This window comes from Devosia sp. A369 (genome assembly GCF_054489345.1).
The window spans coordinates 1-19,872 of the sequence record NZ_JBTMWV010000006.1 but is presented as its reverse complement, the minus strand read 5'-3'; the positions used below and the strand labels follow the sequence as shown (position 1 = coordinate 19,872).

General features: G+C 63.2%; 17 protein-coding genes and 1 pseudogene. 10 read left to right on the top strand and 8 right to left on the bottom strand.

The annotated features are described in order from the left end of the window. Position 1 precedes the first annotated feature (1 nt). Positions 2–892, top strand: a complete 891-nt coding sequence (locus tag ACX3OZ_RS09655; RefSeq protein WP_459097507.1) for a glycosyltransferase family 2 protein — start codon at positions 2–4, stop codon at positions 890–892. A 42-nt stretch (positions 893–934) separates the two neighbouring features. Beyond that, positions 935–3,169 carry a GNVR domain-containing protein gene (locus tag ACX3OZ_RS09650; RefSeq protein ID WP_459104414.1) on the top strand — a complete coding sequence of 745 codons (2,235 nt, stop codon included), beginning with the start codon at positions 935–937 and terminating at the stop codon, positions 3,167–3,169. Positions 3,170–3,187: 18 nt separating this feature from the next. Here the strand turns inward: ACX3OZ_RS09650 and galU are convergent, their stop codons facing one another. Further along, positions 3,188–4,099, bottom strand: coding sequence for a UTP--glucose-1-phosphate uridylyltransferase GalU (galU, locus tag ACX3OZ_RS09645; RefSeq protein WP_459104413.1), 912 nt, complete (start codon positions 4,097–4,099; stop codon positions 3,188–3,190). A 459-nt stretch (positions 4,100–4,558) separates the two neighbouring features. Here galU and ACX3OZ_RS09640 point away from each other — a divergent pair, with 459 nt between their 5' ends. The 7 genes from ACX3OZ_RS09640 to ACX3OZ_RS09610 all read left to right on the top strand — a co-directional run bounded on the left by ACX3OZ_RS09640 (position 4,559) and on the right by ACX3OZ_RS09610 (position 11,144). After that, the gene (locus tag ACX3OZ_RS09640; protein WP_459097510.1) at positions 4,559–4,741 is read left to right on the top strand and encodes a hypothetical protein; all 183 of its coding nucleotides are present in this window, start codon (positions 4,559–4,561) and stop codon (positions 4,739–4,741) included. Between the two features lie 409 nt (positions 4,742–5,150). Continuing rightward, positions 5,151–5,822 (top strand): sugar transferase, encoded by a 672-nt coding sequence (locus ACX3OZ_RS09635; protein WP_459097511.1) that lies wholly within the window; start codon positions 5,151–5,153, stop codon positions 5,820–5,822. An 11-nt stretch (positions 5,823–5,833) separates the two neighbouring features. Next, a complete protein-coding gene (locus tag ACX3OZ_RS09630; protein WP_459104412.1) occupies positions 5,834–6,214 on the top strand; it encodes a hypothetical protein in 381 nt (126 codons plus the stop codon). A gap of 32 nt (positions 6,215–6,246) precedes the next feature. Beyond that, positions 6,247–7,440 carry a glycosyltransferase family 2 protein gene (locus ACX3OZ_RS09625; RefSeq protein WP_459097513.1) on the top strand — a complete coding sequence of 398 codons (1,194 nt, stop codon included), beginning with the start codon at positions 6,247–6,249 and terminating at the stop codon, positions 7,438–7,440. Beyond that, on the top strand, positions 7,437–8,729 hold the full coding sequence (locus ACX3OZ_RS09620) for an O-antigen ligase family protein (RefSeq protein ID WP_459104411.1): 1,293 nt from the start codon (positions 7,437–7,439) through the stop codon (positions 8,727–8,729). Before ACX3OZ_RS09625 ends, ACX3OZ_RS09620 begins: the two co-directional genes overlap by 4 nt. Next, the gene (locus tag ACX3OZ_RS09615; RefSeq protein ID WP_459097515.1) at positions 8,680–9,672 is read left to right on the top strand and encodes a glycosyltransferase; all 993 of its coding nucleotides are present in this window, start codon (positions 8,680–8,682) and stop codon (positions 9,670–9,672) included. Before ACX3OZ_RS09620 ends, ACX3OZ_RS09615 begins: the two co-directional genes overlap by 50 nt. Next, positions 9,669–11,144 carry a lipopolysaccharide biosynthesis protein gene (locus ACX3OZ_RS09610; RefSeq protein ID WP_459097516.1) on the top strand — a complete coding sequence of 492 codons (1,476 nt, stop codon included), beginning with the start codon at positions 9,669–9,671 and terminating at the stop codon, positions 11,142–11,144. Before ACX3OZ_RS09615 ends, ACX3OZ_RS09610 begins: the two co-directional genes overlap by 4 nt. Here the strand turns inward: ACX3OZ_RS09610 and ACX3OZ_RS09605 are convergent. The 7 genes from ACX3OZ_RS09605 to ACX3OZ_RS09575 form a co-directional block, all read right to left on the bottom strand. Further along, positions 11,141–12,034, bottom strand: a complete 894-nt coding sequence (locus ACX3OZ_RS09605) for a polysaccharide pyruvyl transferase family protein (RefSeq protein WP_459104410.1) — start codon at positions 12,032–12,034, stop codon at positions 11,141–11,143. The two genes, ACX3OZ_RS09610 and ACX3OZ_RS09605, sit on opposite strands and share 4 nt — an antisense overlap. Then, positions 12,034–12,828 (bottom strand): family 16 glycosylhydrolase, encoded by a 795-nt coding sequence (locus tag ACX3OZ_RS09600; protein WP_459097518.1) that lies wholly within the window; start codon positions 12,826–12,828, stop codon positions 12,034–12,036. Before ACX3OZ_RS09600 ends, ACX3OZ_RS09605 begins: the two co-directional genes overlap by 1 nt. Next, positions 12,825–14,054: a polysaccharide biosynthesis/export family protein gene (locus ACX3OZ_RS09595; protein WP_459097519.1), complete on the bottom strand. Its 1,230-nt coding sequence runs from the start codon at positions 14,052–14,054 to the stop codon at positions 12,825–12,827. Before ACX3OZ_RS09595 ends, ACX3OZ_RS09600 begins: the two co-directional genes overlap by 4 nt. A 121-nt stretch (positions 14,055–14,175) precedes the next feature. Then, positions 14,176–14,859 carry a hypothetical protein gene (locus tag ACX3OZ_RS09590; RefSeq protein WP_459097520.1) on the bottom strand — a complete coding sequence of 228 codons (684 nt, stop codon included), beginning with the start codon at positions 14,857–14,859 and terminating at the stop codon, positions 14,176–14,178. A 244-nt stretch (positions 14,860–15,103) separates the two neighbouring features. Beyond that, on the bottom strand, positions 15,104–16,150 hold the full coding sequence (locus ACX3OZ_RS09585) for a glutathione synthetase (protein WP_459104409.1): 1,047 nt from the start codon (positions 16,148–16,150) through the stop codon (positions 15,104–15,106). Positions 16,151–16,159: 9 nt separating this feature from the next. Then, positions 16,160–18,013 carry a flavohemoglobin expression-modulating QEGLA motif protein gene (locus ACX3OZ_RS09580; protein ID WP_459104408.1) on the bottom strand — a complete coding sequence of 618 codons (1,854 nt, stop codon included), beginning with the start codon at positions 18,011–18,013 and terminating at the stop codon, positions 16,160–16,162. Continuing rightward, positions 18,010–18,834, bottom strand: coding sequence for an N-formylglutamate amidohydrolase (locus ACX3OZ_RS09575; RefSeq protein WP_459104482.1), 825 nt, complete (start codon positions 18,832–18,834; stop codon positions 18,010–18,012). The genes ACX3OZ_RS09580 and ACX3OZ_RS09575 overlap by 4 nt, the downstream gene beginning before the upstream one ends. Positions 18,835–18,999: 165 nt before the next feature. Between ACX3OZ_RS09575 and ACX3OZ_RS09570 the strand changes: the two are divergent. Then, a pseudogene (locus ACX3OZ_RS09570) lies at positions 19,000–19,664 on the top strand (HupE/UreJ family protein). The last annotated feature ends 208 nt before the right edge of the window (positions 19,665–19,872 follow it).

The following is a 19,872-nucleotide window of genomic DNA, read 5'->3' as shown; positions in this document are numbered from 1 at the left end:
CATGACCAGCGTGGATATCTGCATCTGCACCTTTCGCCGGCCATTCCTCGCCGAGACACTGGCCTCCATCGCCCGGCTTGCCGATGGCGGACACCTGCTCCGGGTGATCATTGCCGACAACGATCATGACCCCTCGGCCCGGGAACTGGTCGATGACCTGCGCGCGCAACTGCCGTTTCCCATCACCTATGTTCACGCCCCAGCGGCCAATATCTGCGTCGCGCGCAATGCCTGCCTCGACCATGCGGATGCCGATTACGTCGCCTTTGTCGATGACGACGAAACTGTCACCCCCGACTGGATCATGGCCCTGGTTGCTCAGGCCGAGGCAAGTGGCGCGGCAGCTGTGCTGGGACCAGTACGGGCCATCTACGGCCCTGACGCGCCGCGCTGGATGGCCGAGGGGGACTTTCATTCGACGTTGCCGGTCTTCGTCTGCGGCAGCATCCGCACCGGCTACACCTGCAACGTGCTGATCCGCTGGAGCGCGCCCTATCGCGGACTGCGCTTCGATCTGGCGCTCGGTAAATCCGGCGGCGAGGACACGGCGTTCTTTTATCAGCTCACGGCTCTGGGTGGCTCCATCGGCTACGCTGCCAATGCGGTCGTCGAGGAGCCGGTTCCGATAGAACGGGCGACCATGAACTGGCTCGTGCGCCGCCGCCTGCGCTTCGGGCAAACCCACGGCATGCTGCAAGCCGATGCTGGTGCCAAAGCCCTGGCGATCGTGGCAGCCAAAATCTTCTATTGCGGCCTGATGACCGCGCTCACAGCATTTTCGCCGGTGCATCGCCGGCGGAACTGGCTGCGCGCCGTGCTGCATATGGGCGTGGCGGGCGGCATTCTGGGCGTGCGTCAGGCCGTGCATTACGGGCAATCGACGCCATCGTGAGCGTCCCATTTTTCTTCCCGACCATAACGGCGGAGTACACCCATGCTTGACAAGACCCTCTATCCCGAGACGCTGGCCCCGCAACCGTCCGATCTGAAGACCATCGATCTGGAGCGGGTGTTCTCCTTGCTGCGTCGGCAGGCACTGGTGCTGGGCGCGAGCCTTGCGGTGATGCTGCTGCTGGCGGCGCTCTACCTTTCGCTGGCGCCGCGCAACTATCTGTCGGCCGGGCAGGTGCTGCTGGACCGGAACCTCGAGCAGGTTGCCGGGGAGGGCGGTGTCGCGACCAGCAGTGTCGAGCTGGAAGCGCAGGTGCTCAACCAGATCGAAGTGTTGCGATCGAGCCGCGTCGCCACGGCGGTAGCGCAGGCCGAAGGCCTGATGACCGATCAGGAATTTCTCGACCCGCCGCCATCCTTCACGCAGCGGCTGCGTGGACTGCTGCCCTTCGGTCAGGCCGAGCGGCCAGCTTCGCTGGAAGCGGGTCTCGACGAAGTGGTCGGCATGTTGCGCGCCAATGTTCAGGTCGACCGCATGGGGCGCAGCTCGATCATCCGCATTGGCTACGAAGCCGGGACCCCCGATCTGGCGCAGCGCATTGCCCGCGCCTATGCCGAGGCGCTGCTGCAGGATCAGCTCAATGCGGAACTCGAGGCAACCGGCGCAGCGGCCGACTGGCTGCAGCTGCGGCTGACCGAAATCGGGCAAAGCCAGCGCGATGCAAGCCTCGCCATCGAGGACTACCGCCAGCAAACCGGCCTGTCCGTCGGGCAGGATCGCAACCTCACCAATCAGCGCATCGAGGCCCTGTCCAACCAACTGGCCGAAGCACAGGCGGAAACCGCGCGGCTGCGGGCCTTGTCTGAGCAGTTGCAGACGGTGGTTGCGGCGGGACCGCAATCGGCCGCCAGTTATGTATCGCTGCTGAGTGGCACGCAGACCGACCCGGCTGATATCGCGGCGCTGCGCACGCAGTCCGCCGCGCTGACCAGCCGAATTGCCGAGGTGCGCGCCAGCTTTGGTGAAGAGCACCCGCAATTGATGACGCTCGCGGCCGAGAAGGCTGCGCTGGACAGCCGCATCTTTGCGCTGCTGCAAAGTCTGGACGAGCAATATCGCACGCAACTGGCCATCGCCACGCAGCAGGAGGCGGGCCTTCGTCGGGACATCAATTCCGAAGGCCAGAATGCCGGCTTGATCAGTCAGGAGCAGGTGCGCCTCAACGAGCTGCAGCAGCGCTCCGATGCGCTGCGCTCGCTCTATAACAGCTACCTACTGCGCTATGAGGAATCGGTGCAGCGGCAGAGCTTCCCGATCCCTTCGGTTCGTATCGTGACCGATGCACTCTTGCCCGAGCGGCCGTCGAGCCCGAAGACCATGATCATCCTGGTGGCGGCCCTCATCGGCGGCGCCTTCATCGGCGCGGTACTGGGCACTTTCAACGAACTGCGTGAGCGCGGTTTCCGCGTGGGCGCGCAGGTCCGGCGCCATCTGGGCCTCCGCTTCCTCGGCTACCTGCCCAAGCTCCAGTTCGGCCCCGGCGCGACGCCAGAGGAGCAACGCACGACTATTCGCGCCCTGGTCCGAGGTGCCTTTGGCCAGCGCATCGGGCGGCGCTGGCGCGGGCCGTTCATGGAGACGCTCAAGGCCACGCGCCTGGTGCTGCAGCCCGCGGCCAACCATGGGACTGCCGTGATTGGCATTCTTTCGGCGTTGCCAGGGGAGGGAAAGTCCACCTTCGCCACCGCTTTGTCGGAAATGCTGGCTGCCGCCGGCTCGCGCGTTCTGGTGATCAATGCCGACGAGAACACGGCGCGGATGCCGGGACGCGTCCTGCCATCGCAAATGGGCGACTGGCGTCGGGCCACCGCAACGGACGACGAGACGGGGATCGTGAGCCTTTCAGCCTCGGCGCCGGAAGCGGGCGGCGGCGACCTCTCAGGCATCGCCATGCAGAAGGTACTCGCCGAGGCGCGCGGACAGTTTGACTATGTCATTCTGGATCTGCCCGCCCTGGGCCTCGTCATCGACGCCCTTGCGGTTCTGCCGCTTACCGACGGGAATATTCTGGTGGCGGAATGGGGCAAGACGCCCCGCAGATTGCTCAACAGCTTGCTGGAGCAGGAGCCTGAGCTGGCCGATTACCTGGTTGGCGTGGTGCTCAACAAGGTGGATCTGGGCGCGCTGCCCCGGTTTACTGATGTGGGTGGCTTGGAACGGTTTGCCCATAAGGCCGAGCAGCGGGCGCAAAAGCAGGTGGAAGCGGCGCCCCATTAGGGCGCCGTTTGCACAGGGTCACTCAGCGGCGATCCGGAAGCCTTCCATCAGGGCATTGTGCAGCCCGATCTTGGTCAATGCGGCCAGGAAGTCGTCGCCGATATCGTCCCGATCCAGCGCATAGGCGACGTTTGCGGTCAGGAACCCCACCTTTGAGCCGCAGTCGAATGACTGGCCCTCATATTTCACGCCGGTAAAGTCCTGCTGCCGCATCAGCGTCTGCATGGCGTCAGTCAGCTGGATTTCCCCGCCCGCACCGCGCGGCTGATCAGCCAACAGCGTGAAGATCTCCGGCTGCAGGATATAGCGGCCGGAAATGATCAGGTTGGACGGCGCATCGGCCGGGGCCGGCTTCTCCACCATGTCATTGATGCGGAAGCTCCGGCTGTCGCCCGCGCCACGTCCAACGACGCCGTAGGACGATATTTCGGCCATCGGGACCTCTTCGACCGCAATGACGTTGCCACCGGTCCGCTCGTAGGTCTCCATCATCTGCTTGAGGACGCCGCGGCGGCCCTTAAACAGCATGTCGGGCAATAGCAGGGCGAAGGGTTCGTTGCCGACGATGTCGCGCGCGCACCAGACGGCATGACCGAGCCCCAAGGGCTCCTGCTGCCGGGTGAAACTGGTTCGTCCGGCCGAGGGCAGGTCCTGCTGCAGTTCCTTGAGGATGCGGGTCTTGCCGCGACTCTCGAGCGTTGCTTCCAGCTCGAACTGGCGGTCGAAATGGTCCTCGATCACCCCCTTGTTGCGGCCGGTCACGAAGACGTAATGGGTAATGCCCGCTTCGCGGGCCTCGTCGACGGCATACTGGATCAGCGGTCGATCGACCACGGTCAGCATTTCCTTGGGCATGGCCTTAGTGGCAGGCAGGAATCGAGTGCCCAGTCCTGCAACGGGGAAAACGGCGGTCCTTACAGGTTTCAACACATAGCTCTCCTTATTCTGCGTATGACGCCGAATTGGAGCATGATGGAGCAAGTCGATCCACTCGAAATGCATTGTGGGGTTGCATGGCTCGATTGCAGATATGCTCTTGATCGCATCTGTCAAATTTCGAAGCATTGGGTCAGGTTTCGGCCATATTGGCTATATGGCGCCATATTTGTTTTTTGGTGTTTTGACAGAGCTGCGAAGTAAGTACGCGCAATTTGCCTCGGCGCAAAATAGAACTGCATGGTGAATCTGGCTTTGCGTCCCGCGCGGGATACCCTGACATTCAACGCAGTCGTGATCGACGTGGCTATTTCACCCGCGCTATGAGGCTTGTATTTACCGTGCGATGGTAGTGAGTTTACGGGGGCGGAATTCGCTCCCGCAGAGGTCGACACCGCGGCCACTGCAGGACCCGTTGCCGGGCGCTGGTCCGGGCAGCTATGGGAGGTTTTCGTGGAGCCAAAGGGACCCGATGACGGGCAGGTGCATAAGGCGCCGCTGACCGCATCTCAGCCGGTGCAGGAGCGCACAGCTTTCCCATGGCCCTGGGGGCTGGTTGCCATCGGTATCATGGCTCTGGCCTGGGTCGGCATCTACCTGCTCTGGAACGGTGTCGCCTTTCTGTTCAATTGGTGATCGCCAGGTTTTACTTGCGGCAGCTGTGCCGCATAGCAGAGCCAAAACGATAGTCTTGTCAGGCACCGTCGCCGCTAGACCCTTCATCTTGCTCCCTGATTTGCTCCGGTTCTGCCCCAGCCGTTTGGGGTGAATTTGTGACAAACCGGCGCATCGCAGCTATGCGCACCCGGCGTTGCCACGCTTTTCTGATCATGTTTGCCTCCTGCCGATGGCGATACGCAATCCGGTCACGGAGGCGTTGTCGTCAACATGCGGCGCACCCGGACTAAGCGGTCCGGGACCAGTTTGATGTTTTGAGGGGCTTGGGTCCCGCGTAGGCGCCTGCGCTTGCGCGAACCATAGCTTATGCCCGGATGGATGGTTGGCGCTGCGCGTTCCCTGGTTCTCAACTTCGCGAGAAAATCTCATGTCGATCACCAATGCCGACGTCGATTCATCGGACAGACTTTCCAACATGAGCGCACGGCGTGGCACCGGAGCCAAACGGGCCTTTGACCTGATCGCGGCCTTGGCCATTCTGGCTTTCGCCCTGCCGGCCATGTTCTTCATCGCTGTCATTCTGTTTTCCACCGATCGAGGACCGGTCCTGTTCTCGCATGAGCGTATTGGGCGGAATGGCCGGCGTTTCCGCTGCCTCAAGTTCCGCTCCATGGTGGTCAATTCCCAAGAGGCGTTGCGGCGGCACCTTGAGTTGTTTCCGCAGGCGCGCGCCGAATGGGACGCCACGCAGAAACTGCGTGACGACCCCCGCATCACGCCTCTAGGTCGCTTTCTGCGCGTCACCAGCCTTGATGAATTGCCGCAGCTCCTCAATGTGATCCGCGGTGACATGAGCCTGGTGGGGCCCCGTCCGATCGTTCAGGAGGAAGTGGTGCGCTATGCCGACGAGATCGCGCATTACGCCGCTGTTCGCCCCGGTATCACGGGCCTGTGGCAGGTCAGCGGGCGCAGCGATGTCGACTACGACCAGCGCGTCCAGCTCGACAGCCGCTATGTCCGCGAATGGTCTTTTTCCGGTGATCTCGTGATCCTGATCAAGACCGTCAAGGTCGTCGTCATGCGCGCCGGCAGCCGTTAAGGAGACGAAAAATGTCGCTATTTTTCCTTCGTCCCCGTGCCTTTCGAACCCGCAATTCCGGCCGCGACGCCGAAACTGACGAGGCCCGCTTCGGCACCATTCGCAATGCCATTGCCATGGCTCTGGCGGATGCCCGCCGTGAGCGCGACGGCCTGAGCCAGCGGCTGGATTTCTACTACGCTCAGGCGACCACACTGATGGATAATTCAGGCGAGTACGGCCAGCGCGAGGGCGCCGACGAGGCTGCCATCGACACCGCCGGGCAGAACGCCTCTCGCGCCCGCCAGCGCATCGACCATCTCGACACCCAGATCGGGCGGTTGGAGGAGTTCCTCGCGCAACTGGACCACGCTCCTGGACCCCAGACCGTGCTGAACCAGGGCGTCGCCTGAGGGCGATGCCGCATCATGCGGGGCGAGGTAATATGGATTTCTCTGATCGACAGCCCCATGATGGGCCGCTCGTCTCCGTCATCATGGCCAATTTTCAGGCCGGCGACAAAATCATCCCCGCACTCCGTTCCGTGCTCGGCCAGACCATGTCAGATCTTGAGGTCATCGTCAGCGACGACGCCTCGCAGGATAACAGCGTGGCGCTGGTCCGTGCCATGGCGCAGGCCGATCCCCGGGTTCGGCTGATCGAGACCACGAGCAATTGCGGCCCCGCCTCTTGCCGGAACCGCGCGCTGGAGCTGGCGCGCGGGCGCTGGATCGCCATCGTCGATGCCGATGACATCATCCATCCCGAGCGCCTGGAGCGGCTGCTGGCCGCCGCCAGCCAGCAGGATGCCGATATCGTCGCCGACGACCTGCTGCTGTTCCATGAGGATGGCAGCCCCCCCAAATTGATGCTGGGCGCTGACGCTGGAGCCAGTTTCCTGGTGGCGCCCAAGCAGTGGGTGCTGGCAGGCGTCGACGGCACTCCGGCCCTTGGCTATCTGAAGCCGATGATCCGGGCCGATTGCCTCAAGCAACTGCGCTATGACGAAGCCCTGCGGATCGGCGAGGACTATGATTTCATCCTGCGCCTGCTGCTCGATGGCGCGCGCATGCTGGTGGTGCCCGAGCCGTTCTACCTCTATCGGCGCCATTCCGCCTCGACCTCGCACCGCCTGTCGGAGCCAGACATGCGGGCGATGATCGAGCGGCAATTGGCGCTGACTGCGATGCACGCCCCTCTATCGCCAAAGCTGTCAGCCGCGTTTGCCAAACGGCTCGCGGTGCTGCGGCAGGGCCTGGCCTACGAGGAACTGGTCGCCAGCATCAAGCAAGGCAAGGTGGTACAGGCTTTTGGCCTGCTGGCGCGCGACCCAGGCCTTGCGCGCCGCCTTTGGGTCTCGTTCAACGAGCGTCGTGGCGCTAAAGAGCCGGTGGATCGGCGGTCGCAGACACTTGTGCTCGGCGGGCAGGGGATGGCCGGCGCCGATCAGCCCGTTCCCGACTACGTCCCGGCCCATTTGGTCGATTGGTCCGTCCCGCGTCCCCGTGACGCCTGGCGCGAATTGGCGAGCCATGCCGGTTCCCACTGTATCGCCCTGGACGAAGCCGGCAGCTATGCCGCCGGTTTTGTCCCCGAGGTCAGGCTCGAAACCCGCACCACTGTGATGGAGGCCTCATGATCGCCTTGCCGTCCCGGGTGACCATCAACTTCGCCGATCTGCTGACCTTCGGCGCCTTTGCCGCATTGGTGCTGAATGCCATGTTCGGGCCGCTGGCCGCCCTGACCTTCATGGGCTGCGGCAGTCTGCTCATCGTTAGCAATGTGCCCGCCAGCATCGACAGCCTCCGTCGCTGGTGGTTCGTGCTGCTGTTGCCGGCCTATTGCATGCTGACGGCGCTGTGGTCGCAATATCCCGCCAATTCAATGCGCTACGGCGTGCAGCTGATGTTTACCGTCATCGTCGCTATTGTCATCACCGGGCGGCTGTCCACGGCCGCGTTGATGCGCCTGATGTTCATCGTCTACGCCATCGGCGTGATTGCCAGCATCCTGTTCGGCCGCACCGGCACGGGAGGCGCCTGGCTGGGCGTCTTCGGCAGCAAGAATGCCTTTGCCGCCCATATCGCCGTCTTCGCCCTCATCGCGGTAGCCGTGGCGGCCGACGGGAAATCGCCTTTGCTCCTGCGCCTCGCGGGCGCGGTGGGCGCGGTGGCATCTGCCCCCCTGCTGGTGCTGGCGCAATCGGCCGGCGCGAGCCTGATGGTCGCCCCGTGCCTCGCCATTGTGTTGTTGACCATTCTCTCGGCACGCCTGACCGGCATGCAGAAGCTGTTCATGCTCACCATGCTGGTCCTTGTTGCGGCGGCTCTTGCCGTCATCGTCATCACCGCCGGCGATGCGCTGCTGGCGGAAATCCTCGAAGGCTCCGGCAAGGATGCCACGCTGACCGGGCGCACCGATCTGTGGGCCACGGGGTTGAGCTATATCGCCGAACGGCCGTTCCTGGGCCTTGGCTATCGCTCTTTCTGGGTGCTCGGTTTCGCGCCGGCCGAAGAATTATGGGCCATGTTCGATGTGCCCTCCGGCGCCGGTTTCAACTTCCACAACACCTACATTTCCAATGCCGTCGAGATCGGCCTGATCGGGCTGGGGCTGCAGATCGCTATCATGTATGGCGGCGCCATCCTGATGGCCGCCTATACCTTCGCGCGTCCCAGCGCACCCAATGCCCTGCTGCTGGCGCTCCAGGCGCTGATGATCCTCCGCAGCTTCATCGAGGTGGAGGTGTTCTTTGAATTCTCCATCCGCTCGATCCTGGGCATTGCCACCCTCATTTACGCTGCAGCCGGGCTCATTGCCTTGCGCCAGCAATCGGCCGCGATGTCGCGGCGAAACCCCATCAGAGGAGTCCTGAGCCATGGCACAGTACCAGCCCGACCTCGTCCATTTCCGCACCCCGACCTATAAACGCCCCGAGGCGCTGCGCCGCGCCCTGCAATCGATGATCGCGCAGACCTGGCCGCACTGGGTCTGCGACGTGTTCGATGATGATCCATCGGAGGCGGCAAGATATGCCGTGGCCGAACTTGCTGATCCGCGCATTCGCTACACTGCCAACAAGCCGCAGCTGTTTGCCTCCCGCAATATCGACCAGTGCTTTACCGCCGAAAACCCGCACGGCGCGGCGTTTTTCTGCGTGGTCGAGGACGACAATTTTATCCTGCCCGAGTTCTGCGCCCAGAACATCGCCCTGATGGCTCGCGAAGGCGTCGAGATCGTGCTGCGCAACCAGGTGATCGAACACGCCAGCGGTACAGTGGCCGCCAGGATCGGCACCATTGGCGTGCTCGACGATCTCTTCACCGAGGGCCGCTACGCCGCCGAGGAATTCCGCCTGGCCCTGCTGGCCGGCATCGGCGTGTCCAATGGCGGGCTGTTCTGGTCGGTGCAGGCACGCTCTCCGCTCGAAATCCAATATGCCTGCACCGCCACCCTGCAGGAATATCTGCGGACCTATTCCATCGCCGAGCCGGTCTATGTCGCCATGGAGCCGCTGGCCGTTTGGGCCGAAAATGCCGAGCAGACCACGCGGAACGCCGAGCTTAAAGCCGGCTACCTGCGGCGCGAGCTTGACCTCAAACGCGCCGTCCAGGCCCTGCGGCAGAAGGTATGGAACGAGACCAGCAAGGAGGCGCGTGCTGCCTTCCTGACCAACCCACGCTTTGCCGCGCCGATTGCGGTGCGAGCAACCCATGTTGCAAAAGCCCTCATCGGGCAGGGGCTTTCGGGCCATGTTTCACCCATAGAGGCGCTGCGCCTACGCGCCCGCGGCATGATGATCCGCGCGCTGGGGCGGGTCACCCCCGATTTCGACCGCTTCGTCGCCTCGCGCAGTACCCCCCACACATGAGCGTTTCCATCGAAACGGGCGCGCGGCGCGACCATCTCACCACGGGACGAGCCTCGGCGGCGATCAAGGGCACACTCTGGTCGCTGGTCAGCAGCTTTGTGCCGGCGGCGCTGGGCTTCCTGGTGTTTCTGGCGAGTTCGCGTGTGCTGTCGCCCGCCGAGTTCGGCATCGTCGCCTTTGCCGTCAGCATTGCCAGCGTGGGGGTGGCCATCGCGCCCGCCGGTTTTCGCGAGGCGCTGATCCAGCGCGAGCGCATCTCCTCGGCCCATCTCGATACGGTGTTCTGGCTTTGCCTCGGCGCCGCCCTCGTTATTTATGCGGTGTTGTGCTTGGCCGGGCCGGTCATCGCCACTGCATTCGGCCAGCCGCTGCTGGCGCTGCTCATTCCGCTGGTTGCCGCGCGCGTCATTTTTGATATGGCGGCTGCCGTGCCCAACGCGCTCATCGTGCGCACCATGGCGTTCAAGACACTCGCGCTGCGAACCACATTGGCCTCACTCGTAACCGCTCTTATCTGCCTGGGACTGCTCTGGGCCGGATTTGGACTCTGGGCGCTTGCAGTCTCACAATTGGCCGGATCGGTGGCCAGTTGCGCCGGGGCGCTTATCGGCGCCCGCTGGCTGCCGGGCCGGCGTTTCAACCGCAGCGCCTTGCGGGACTTGCGGGCCTTTGGGCTGTTTTCGAACGGCAACCACTTCATCACGACGATCAATATCGATCAGCTGCTGATCGGGGCCCTGATGGGGCCGGGAGCGCTGGGTATTTACAGCTTCGCGCGTCGCATCTTCCAGATCCTGACCGATCTCATGTCCGGCGCCCTGAATCTGGTGTCCTATTCGCTGCTCGCATCAATGCAGCGCGAACCTGCTAAGCTGCGCGAGGCCTATTTGCTGGGTACGTTCGCCTCCTCGGTCGTGGCGTTCCCGGTGTTTTCAGGTCTGGCGCTGGTTGCGGGCGACCTGGTGCCAATGGCCTTTGGCGCGTCCTGGGTTCCAGCCGTACCGGTCGTGCAGGCATTCTGCGTGCTGGGACTGCTGACGGCGATAGGCATCTTGCAGTCCTCGCTGATCCGCAGCCAGGGACAGGCCGATTTGTGGTTCTATTACATCCTCGGCAAGCAGGGCGTGACTGTGCTTTACATCTTCCTGTTCTCAAGCTGGGGCGTCATGGCGCTGACCACATCGCTGGTGATCCTCAACATCATTCTGTGGATGCCGACGCTGCACATGGTCGTGCGTCTGCTCGGCATTTCGCTATGGGCCTATCTCGGTTCGTTCGCTCTGCCGGTCGTTGCCACGCTGGCGATGTGCGGTTGCGGGTGGCTGGTGCAGCATCAACTGGCGGGGGCCGATCCGCTGCTGCGACTGGCCACAACAATCGGCGCCGCAGCTTTGAGCTACGGCGCCGTTATCGTGCTGTTGGGGAGGCCGCGCCTCGAAACCCTGGTCGGCTTCGTCCGCCGCAGGCGCTAGCTCACGGCGAGGCGGCTGCGAACGAAGCCGTCCACGGCTTCCTGGGCGCGTTCTGTGACCTGGCGGATCATCGTATCGCTGCTCAGCTGTGGTTCGAGGCGGGACATTCCATCCAGATGTCGGGCGGCCATGTCGGTCAGAATGCCGTTCGGAATGCCCGCCAGCGGCGAGGCGCTGAAGCGGCCGACCTTGCCCAAGCTCCCGCCGCGCCCGGTCTTGCCGATATAATATTCGAGAACGCTGCTGGGCTTGAGCGCATTGAGCTGCACATCGAGGTCGAGCGCGCCTGCCCAATCGAGCCATTTGCTATGGTGGCCACCATAAATCGGGCGGGCGCCAATCCACGGCGTGCGCAGCGCATCGGCAACGATGGCCCCATGCATGGCCTCGGTGATCAGCAGGCGAGCGCCGCGAATCTGGCTCAGCACCTTTTCGACCGGCTCGGTCGCGTCGATCAGCGTGATCCCGGCCTGCCGGCACGCTTCGGCCCAGTTGCCCCGCTCAAGGCTCTCATAATGCGGCATGAAGGCGACCCCGACACTGGTGTCGGGCGCCGGCAAATTCATGTTGCGCAGCAGGATGGCGCTGTCGCAGATCGACAGGCTCGGGTCGATCCCTAGTGTCCTGGCCGTATTGGGACCACGGACGAAGCAGATGTCCCAGGTGCCGTCATGCACGTCGGGCAGCCCCATATAGCCGGCATAGCCCGAGCCCATGACGAATTTGCGCGCGCCAGCGGGCAAATGATCGCCGATGATCGAACCGATACCGACGAATAATTCGTCCTCGTTATCATCGAGAAAGCCCTTGGGCAGCAGCGCCGGCCACACATGGAGATTCAGTTCATCTCCGAAATTCGGCACCTTGCCGCGAAAGAACACCAGCTTCATCAATTGTCCTCGTTGTCTTGGCACAGGATGGATTGGTCGAAGGCGCATGCCTCCCCGAGCGGCGTAAAAGCCACCCAGTCCACCTGCATGGCGATGGCCGCATCGACAGGCGCAAAGCTGCCCATCCAGTCGGTCAGTGTGTCGGAACCCCACAGGCTGAAGAACATGCGCTGTGGGTTGCTCGGAATGGTTTTGGGGTCGTCCATGGTGCGCACCAACTTGCCATCGAGATAGAAGCGGATGCGGTCCGGTTCCCAGGTGAAGGCATAGGTGATGAAACCGCCATCGGACGGGACGGGCAGGGCATGGGATTGGCCGCTGCCAGTCGTGCCGTCGCCGCTCTTGCCGTTGACGAAGGTGGTGGTGTCGACCTGGCCGGTATTGCGCAGCAGCACCTCGAAATCGATCTCGTCATGCGGCTTGCCCTGCTGGGGCCCGATATAGGTGAAGAAGGACGCATTGAGGCCCGACCCGGACGGCGTTTTCAGGCGCGTCTCGTAGGTCCCGTAGCCATAGGCCTGTCGCGTCTGGAGCTCGCCGCAGCGATGCTCGCGATCCCCTTTGGCGAGCGGCGCAAAGCCCACTTGCAGCAGCCCATCACTCGCCGTCACCTGGTCGGATGACCAGGTGCAATTCTGGTGGCCGCCATTGCTCCAGCCATCCGATACATACCAGCGCGCCAGATCGAGCGTGTCGAAGTCGTCGCGGAAGGCGGTTTCCTGAGCAAATGCTTGCACCGGCAGGCCAAGCGCGCCCATCAGGACAAGAGCACTCAGGCTCTGTTTCGCGGTCATGACGCAAACTCCAGTCTGGCAACGACGACATCGCCCGCCTCGAGCGGCGTCGCCAGGTCGGCCGCAACTTCGTCGCCATCGCGGACGATGACGTAGCTGAAGGTCGGCGCGGAATCTCCCGGTACGGCAACGCCGGTATAAAGGGCGGCCTCCTGAACCAGCCCCCGCTGCGTCGCGATCTTGAGTTGCAGCGCCGCGATCTGCCCATCGACGGTCTGTCGTTCAAGCGACAGGTCTGAAATGCGCTGGTCGGTAAGCCGCGCCTTTTCCCGCTCGGCGGCGGCGATGTCCTGGCGGGCCTGCAAGGTCGTGGTCTGCGTATCGAGCAGCCTCGACTCGAGATCGGAGACATTGGTCTGAAGGGACGCCACGCGCGAGGCCAGGGCCAGACCATCGTCGGAAAGTGCCGTGATCTTGTCGAGTTGTTCCCTTGCCGCTGCCAGTTGTGCCTCGGTCCCGGTTTCCTTCTGCCCAAAGGCTTCAATCTGACTGTTGAGCAGCGCCACCTGATCGGTCAGCGAGGTCGACTGCGCCTCGGCCTGCCGCCGTTGTGCCGAAAGAATGGCTGTTTCGGCACTAAGCAGGGCGTCGAGCCCATCCGCCGTTTCGAGTTCGGCAGGGACGGTAATCTGCTCCTGCCCCGCCAAATCCGCATCGAGCCGCGCCCGGCGAACCAGCAGGCGACGATATTCGTCCTCCAGCACCTCCAGCGCGCCGGAGGTGGTGAGTATTTCTCGTTCCGGGCGCGCCACGGCCTCCGCGCTGCGCCGCTCTCCGCCCGCCAGGGCCAGCGCCTTCACCACGGTCAAATTGGGCGCGAATTTATACTCGCCGGGCGTGCCCACATCGCCGGACACATAGATCGGGCCATAGGCCGCCACTTCCACGGTTACCGTCGGCGCGGTGCTGAGACCGAGCGTCTGCTGCAGGGCGCCCCCTAGCGCCGCCGCCAGTTCGGCGCTGGTCTTGCCGGCGCCTTCGGTGGCCCCGACCATCGGAAAATTCACATTGCCATCGGCGCCGACGACATATTCGCCGGCCAGGGCCGTCCATTCCTCAAACGTGGAATCTGCCGCCTTCCATTGCACGACCTTAATATTGAGCGTGTCGGACACGCCCAGCGTGTAGGGTGAAGCGGCCTGCGCGGCGCCCAGCCAGGTCAGCCCGATGGCGACGCTGGCGGTATAGCGGAGGGCGGATCGAATCTGGTCCGGGGTGGGGATCATGTCCCATCCTTGCTGCTGATCGTAGGAGCAGGGATTGTCGGGATCGAACGTGCCCGCAATGGGGCGCTGGCACGGCCGGATCTTGCCGCTCCGCTCCTCATTCTGCCTTAACGTGTTGATATCAGTATATTTTTAGCGCGGAGCCGAGCGTTGCCACCCCAGTCAGGGCAGGCATGCGCGGTGCGGCCAGCTCGATTTCCACGCGCGGCGAGCGGCGGCCCTGGCTGCGGTGAACCAAGGTCCCCGCTGGCGCAAAGCCCAGTGACGCCAGCCGCCGCCGCTGTTGCGGCGAGAGTACGGTCCAGACCAGGCGTCGATCACCATCATCGAGCTCCCCGAATTCCTGCTGGTGCGCGTTGCTTCGGGTCTGCACCTCGAAAATTCTGGCGTTGGTTGCCTCGCCAACCTGCGCCATCGCAGAGAATAGTCGGGCGGCCCGCTGCGGAGAGAGCTGCAGATTGCGGTCGAAATACACCAGGATTTCTTCCAGCACCGCGTCGGGCAGGGCGCTCTGTACGTGGCGAAGAATGTCCTGGCAGGTCTGCTGCTTGAGGCGAGCCGTCAGCCCGTGCGCATAGGCCCGCGCAGCCTTGGGCAGCATGGGCTCGCCATCGAGCATGGCGCCGATTGGGTAGCGGCTGACGCAGCTCTGGCAAACCCACAAGGCCTGCGTGTCGCGCGTGACCTCATAGGTCAGGCGCAACGCAGTCCGCCCGCAAAAATCACAAGTGCTGGTCAGGGTGACATCATCCCTGAGTTGCCAGCTAAAGCTCCAGTCTTCTGGATTACCGACGGCGTCGCGCAATGTGTAACGGTTTCGAACCATTGCATATTCTCTTGCTGGTTGCAGGTGCCTTGGGGCGGCTCAGGACGTGGACCCAAGCAATTGCAGCCGGCACGATGGTCGGTGACGACCCTGAGCGAATCCTCATTCGGGCCGGTGCAATTTCTGCGTGGAAGATGGGAAGCAATTCCGGCTACAGCATGGCGCACCCCAAATGCGCCTGCCGGCCTCGCGTTCAGAGCATCAAAGCTGCCGGGGAAAAACGCTACAGCGTCGCCAGATCACGGTTGCTGACCTTGCCCATATAAGCGTCCCTGATGGTGACCTTGTGCTCGAGTGCGTCGATTACCGACTGGGTAAAATCGGTGTCATACATCTGCGACAGATTATTGAGCCCGCCCGGGGTGAACACATTGATCTCGAGCAGCTTGTCGCCGACGATATCGAGCCCCACCAGAAACATGCCATCGGCGATCAGCTTGGGCCGCACGGTTTCGGCGATACCCAGCATGGTCTGGTTCACCTCGATGGCCTCGGCGCGGCCGCCGGCATGGATGTTGGAACGAATTTCGCCCTTGGCTGGGGCGCGCCGGAACGCGGCATATTTGCCCTCGCGCTGCAGCGGCGTGCCATTCATCAGGAAGAAGCGCACGTCGCCTTCGGCCGCTTCGGGGATGAAACTCTGGGCGATCAGATAGCCCTCCTCGCTGACCGCCTCGAAGATCTGCTTGAGATTGGACTCCTTGGGGGAGGCGATCTTGAAGACGTTCTTGCCACCCGAGCCTTGCAGCGGCTTGAGGATCACCCCTTTCTTCTGCTGGTCGATAAAGGCGCGGATTTCCTCGATGCTCTTGGAAATCAGCGTTTCTGGCCGCACCACGGCAGGAAAATCCTGGAAATAGAGCTTGTTCTGCGCCTGTGCCAGCCCGTCCGGGTCGTTCAGCACGATGACGCCCCGTTCGGCCGCCAGCCGTCCAAACACCGTGCCCACCTGGGCGGCCCAAGGCCGATCGGCGGCATCCTCGGACGGGTCGTTGCGCAGCAGAAGCACGTCAATTTCAGTGACGTCGAGGGTCTGGATCGTCGTCCCGTCCCCTTGCAGGTCCTTGAACAGCGTTTCGGCCTTCTTGTAATTGGCCGCGGGCAGCGTCAAGGCGCGCACCGCCAGGCTATCGTCGGGCCGCAGCACGAAATCGCCCGGGGTCAGGTAGCAGATATCGTGACCGCGGCTCAGCGCCGCCAGCGCCAGATGGGTGGTCGAATAATTGGCGGTTTCACCCGCGATCGAATTGACGAAAAACGCGATGCGCATTGGACGCTCCTAAATGGCCGTCATCTGGACGGGCGAAATGCCGGCACGAGCGGCCTTGAGGCGCTCGTCGGCTTGTGGGTGAGACAGAAATTGCGGTAGCAGCCGGGGCGGCTTGAGCAGGCCGCGCGTGCCCAGTTCCTGCATGACGCCGAAATGGCTGGCGGCGATTTTGCCCATCCAGAATGGATCGAGCGAGCCGCCCGCCTGCAAATGGCTCAGGATTGCGAGTAGCCCGCGCAGATAGACCGCGTCCTTGGCCAGGCCCCCGCAACGATAGACCCTCAGCGCCAGATTGAATGCGTTCGCCTTGGCGAAGCCGAAATCACGCACCAGTTTGCGGTAGCATTCGACAAAACTGGCGCCATCAAGCATGTCGGCGCAGGCGACGACGCGGGCCGCAATTAGCCGCAATCGGCCTACCGTCATGCCGCCGACCAGATATTCGGCCAGCACGGCCAGGCCTTCCTGCACGCCCTCATAGCCGGCAAGACCCGAGCGAAACAGGCGAAGGCCTTGAGCCGAGCCGTTGAAATAGGTCAGCAGGTGCACCCCGACCTCGTGGCTGAGCAGGGCTTCGACCCGCCCCCGATCCAGCGCTGTGCTGCGGGAGATCAGCAGGCGCTCCCCAGAGACCATCAGGCCGGGTGGCAGGTCATCGCGCAGTTCGACGCGCGCCACAAAATCGGTATCGCTATCGGCATAGCTCTGGATCATCGAGCGGGCGCGGCGCTCGATGAAGGCGAAATCGACGGCGTTGCTGTCGTCCTTAGCCTTGCTGCGCCCCGGCCGGGTGCCGTCGAGAATTTCCCCGGCGGCAGCCAGCAGGCCGGGTTCCACCGGCCCATACAGCGCCCGGCCCAATTCAACGAAGCGCGGCAGTTCCCGCGCGGCGAGCAACGACAATTGCAGATCGAGCTCCTGCTGCTTTTCGCGATACAGCGTGGTCAGCACCGGATCCTCGAAATGGTCGAGCGCGACGGTGAACAGTGCCTTTTTCTGCCGACCCACCTCGATGGTCAGCGGTCGATAGAGAAATCGCGGCGCCCGTTCGAATTTGCTGTCGATAAATTCCGCCCAGGCGGCCTGGGTGTTGATCGGGGTGACGGCGAGCAGAAAATCAAAGGATTGCGCAACCTCATCGATGGCGCGATCCGCGCGGCCCACCGCATCGATGAAAGCCTGGCGACCGAGGGCACGGTGTGTGGAGATGGCCAGGCTCTTGGTCGCCCCGGCAAAGGCCGCCACGGCCTGCAGGCCGGCATCGACGATATTGGCGACTAGTTGCTCGCGTAATTCCGGATAAACGTCTTCGGAGTCCGGCACGCGATAGATCGGCGCGAACCTCAAGGTCAAAATGGGCAGCTTCGGCAACAGCCGCGCCAGCTTGGCGGCAGGATCATCTGCCATCTTGGGTCGAGCGATCTGCGGTGACCTGAACCTGGCATCGGCCTGTTCGGTCGCGGCGGTGAAGGCGAGCAATGCGGCCTGCGCGGCGCTGTCGGTGCTTGCCGATGCGCTCATGTCCAATGCGGGAAGATAGGCGGCGTCCTCGGCCACCGCATCGCGTCCGAGTTCACCCACGTCAACAACGATAAAGGCGCCAAATCGCTCAATCATCGCGGCGGCCACCAGCTTGATAATCGCGGTGGCAGTGCCCAGATTGCGCGCCACTAGATAGGACGAATTGGCGGTCACCACATCACGCGCCGCCTGCTGCCGAGTCCGGCCGACATGTACCATCAGGAATGGCAGCGGCCGGTCGATATGCAAGCGCTCGCCGCGTCCGAAATCGCGTCGAATCGGCTCTCCGCCCGCCAGCGCGGCCGCCAACTCCTCCAGCAGCTTGGCATCAGGCCCACTCATGCGGTCGCCCTGAGGGCGCCGAGCAACACCGGCAGTGATGCCGTAAGCATGGCCCGCATCACAACCAGCGCCTCAATATCGGGCTCGCCGGTCCACTCGTCCATGAAGAATTTCTTGAATTCGATGGCAATGGCACACCCGGTCTTGGGGAAATTGGCATGAACGAACCGCGTTTGCTCGCCCCGGCCTTCGAAGGCCACGTTCTCCCGCACGTCCATGCCCTGCCCACGAAACGAAAAGCTGCGGAGGCTCTCGATGAACGGATCAAGCACCGGCGCCCAGCGCGCGCGGTCCATGGAAAATGTGCCGATATTGATCGCCGGCGCCTCGGCCTCCGGCGTTGCCAGCGCATCCGGCCCCGCGCGGCGGTGATTGTAGCTATGGATGTCGAGTAGCACGAAGCGCCCGAATTCCTGTTCCAGGCCCGCCAGCATCTGTCCGAGCATGGCATAATAGGCGTCATGGATGGCAAGCGAGCGCGCGATCAGCGCAGCGCTCGGCGTGTCCGACCAGACGTCGAGACCCCAAGCCTGATCCAGGGTGACATAGACCGCGCCATCCCGGCCGCGATTGAGATCAATCTCAAAGCGCGAGCGGTGGAACACCACCCGGTTCGGCACGTCTCGGATAACGAATTCGGTGAACGGGTCTTCCTCGCGCAGCCGTCCGGCGTCATCGATCGCCATTGCCGCGCCCACGTCGTCGCGCAACCAATGCCCGTTATGGATCGCCGTGCCCACAATTGGCGAAGCACCGCGCTCCACTGACCACAAAGCGGCATCAGAGACACGGGGGTATAACTCATACTCGGTTGAGCACATGTTCGCTGCAGTCTGGATCATTGGACGCTTTGCTTTTGGACTGCCCTCGGTGAGGACAGTGTAGCGCCAACGGATTGGCAGCCCTGGCGGTTCCCGGAGCAGCCACGCCGACCCCGCAATCGGAGTGTTGGCTATCTGTTCGGCAAATTGACAAGCTGCCCTGCAATGAGGCAAAAATGTCGTACCTACACACTGATGCCGTGTGTCGCGCGTAGTGAACAGGATGTGTGCATGACCGCCAAGTTTGTGAGACTTACTGTGGTCGTGCTGGCTCTGGCCGCGATGCCCAGTATGGCCTTTGCCCATACCGATATTGGTGGCGGCGGCTTCACCTATGGCTTCCTCCACCCGTGGTCGGGGCTCGATCATATCCTGGCCATGGTAATGGTTGGACTGCTGGCGTTCCAGCTCGGCGGCCGCGCCCTCTGGCTGGTGCCGGCAACCTTTATTTCGGTGATGGTATTGGGCGGCGCGCTGGGCGTGGCAGGATTTGCAGTCCCGTTTGTTGAGGTGGGCATAGCGCTTTCGGTGATTGTGCTGGGCGCAGTCGCGGCCCTCAATGTTAAAGCGCCGGTCGCAGCGGCGATGGGGCTGGTCGGCCTGTTTGCGATTTTCCACGGCCATGCCACGGCGCGGAAATGCCCGCCCTTGCCGATGGCCTGAGCTTTGGCACCGGCTTCGTGCTGGCCACGGCACTGCTGCACGGGGCGGGGATCGGGCTGGGTTATACCCTTGGTCTCGCCGGCAATCGCTACGGCTCGATGGTGTCGCGGGCGGCGGGCGGGCTGGCCGCCGTCGCCGGTGTGGGCATCCTCACCGGCATGCTCTAAAGCGCGTCGCGATCTTTCAGATTCGCTCCATGCGCTTTAGACCATTGTTTTTGCGCATGTCTTTATCCCGAAACCGGTCCCCATGAGAGCGGCGGTGCAAAATTAGTCCACGGTAGCGGCGGGATAGTCCCGCTTCGGGCGGCGTAAAAGTCGGCCACCTATCTTCCTTCTGCGACGCTTGCAGGAGGGTTGGGGATCTATACCGTGG

What these genes read in the sequence shown, in the direction of transcription:
- ACX3OZ_RS09655 (WP_459097507.1), top strand. Translation starts at nt 2, where the DNA reads ATGACCAGCGTGGATATCTGCATCTGCACCTTTCGCCGGCCATTCCTC.
- ACX3OZ_RS09650 (WP_459104414.1), top strand. Translation starts at nt 935, where the DNA reads ATGCTTGACAAGACCCTCTATCCCGAGACGCTGGCCCCGCAACCGTCC.
- ACX3OZ_RS09635 (WP_459097511.1), top strand. Translation starts at nt 5,151, where the DNA reads ATGTCGATCACCAATGCCGACGTCGATTCATCGGACAGACTTTCCAAC.
- ACX3OZ_RS09630 (WP_459104412.1), top strand. Translation starts at nt 5,834, where the DNA reads ATGTCGCTATTTTTCCTTCGTCCCCGTGCCTTTCGAACCCGCAATTCC.
- ACX3OZ_RS09625 (WP_459097513.1), top strand. Translation starts at nt 6,247, where the DNA reads ATGGATTTCTCTGATCGACAGCCCCATGATGGGCCGCTCGTCTCCGTC.
- ACX3OZ_RS09620 (WP_459104411.1), top strand. Translation starts at nt 7,437, where the DNA reads ATGATCGCCTTGCCGTCCCGGGTGACCATCAACTTCGCCGATCTGCTG.
- ACX3OZ_RS09615 (WP_459097515.1), top strand. Translation starts at nt 8,680, where the DNA reads ATGGCACAGTACCAGCCCGACCTCGTCCATTTCCGCACCCCGACCTAT.
- ACX3OZ_RS09610 (WP_459097516.1), top strand. Translation starts at nt 9,669, where the DNA reads ATGAGCGTTTCCATCGAAACGGGCGCGCGGCGCGACCATCTCACCACG.
- ACX3OZ_RS09605 (WP_459104410.1), bottom strand. Translation starts at nt 12,034, where the DNA reads ATGAAGCTGGTGTTCTTTCGCGGCAAGGTGCCGAATTTCGGAGATGAA.
- ACX3OZ_RS09600 (WP_459097518.1), bottom strand. Translation starts at nt 12,828, where the DNA reads ATGACCGCGAAACAGAGCCTGAGTGCTCTTGTCCTGATGGGCGCGCTT.
- ACX3OZ_RS09595 (WP_459097519.1), bottom strand. Translation starts at nt 14,054, where the DNA reads ATGATCCCCACCCCGGACCAGATTCGATCCGCCCTCCGCTATACCGCC.
- ACX3OZ_RS09585 (WP_459104409.1), bottom strand. Translation starts at nt 16,150, where the DNA reads ATGCGCATCGCGTTTTTCGTCAATTCGATCGCGGGTGAAACCGCCAAT.
- ACX3OZ_RS09580 (WP_459104408.1), bottom strand. Translation starts at nt 18,013, where the DNA reads ATGAGTGGGCCTGATGCCAAGCTGCTGGAGGAGTTGGCGGCCGCGCTG.
- ACX3OZ_RS09575 (WP_459104482.1), bottom strand. Translation starts at nt 18,834, where the DNA reads ATGTGCTCAACCGAGTATGAGTTATACCCCCGTGTCTCTGATGCCGCT.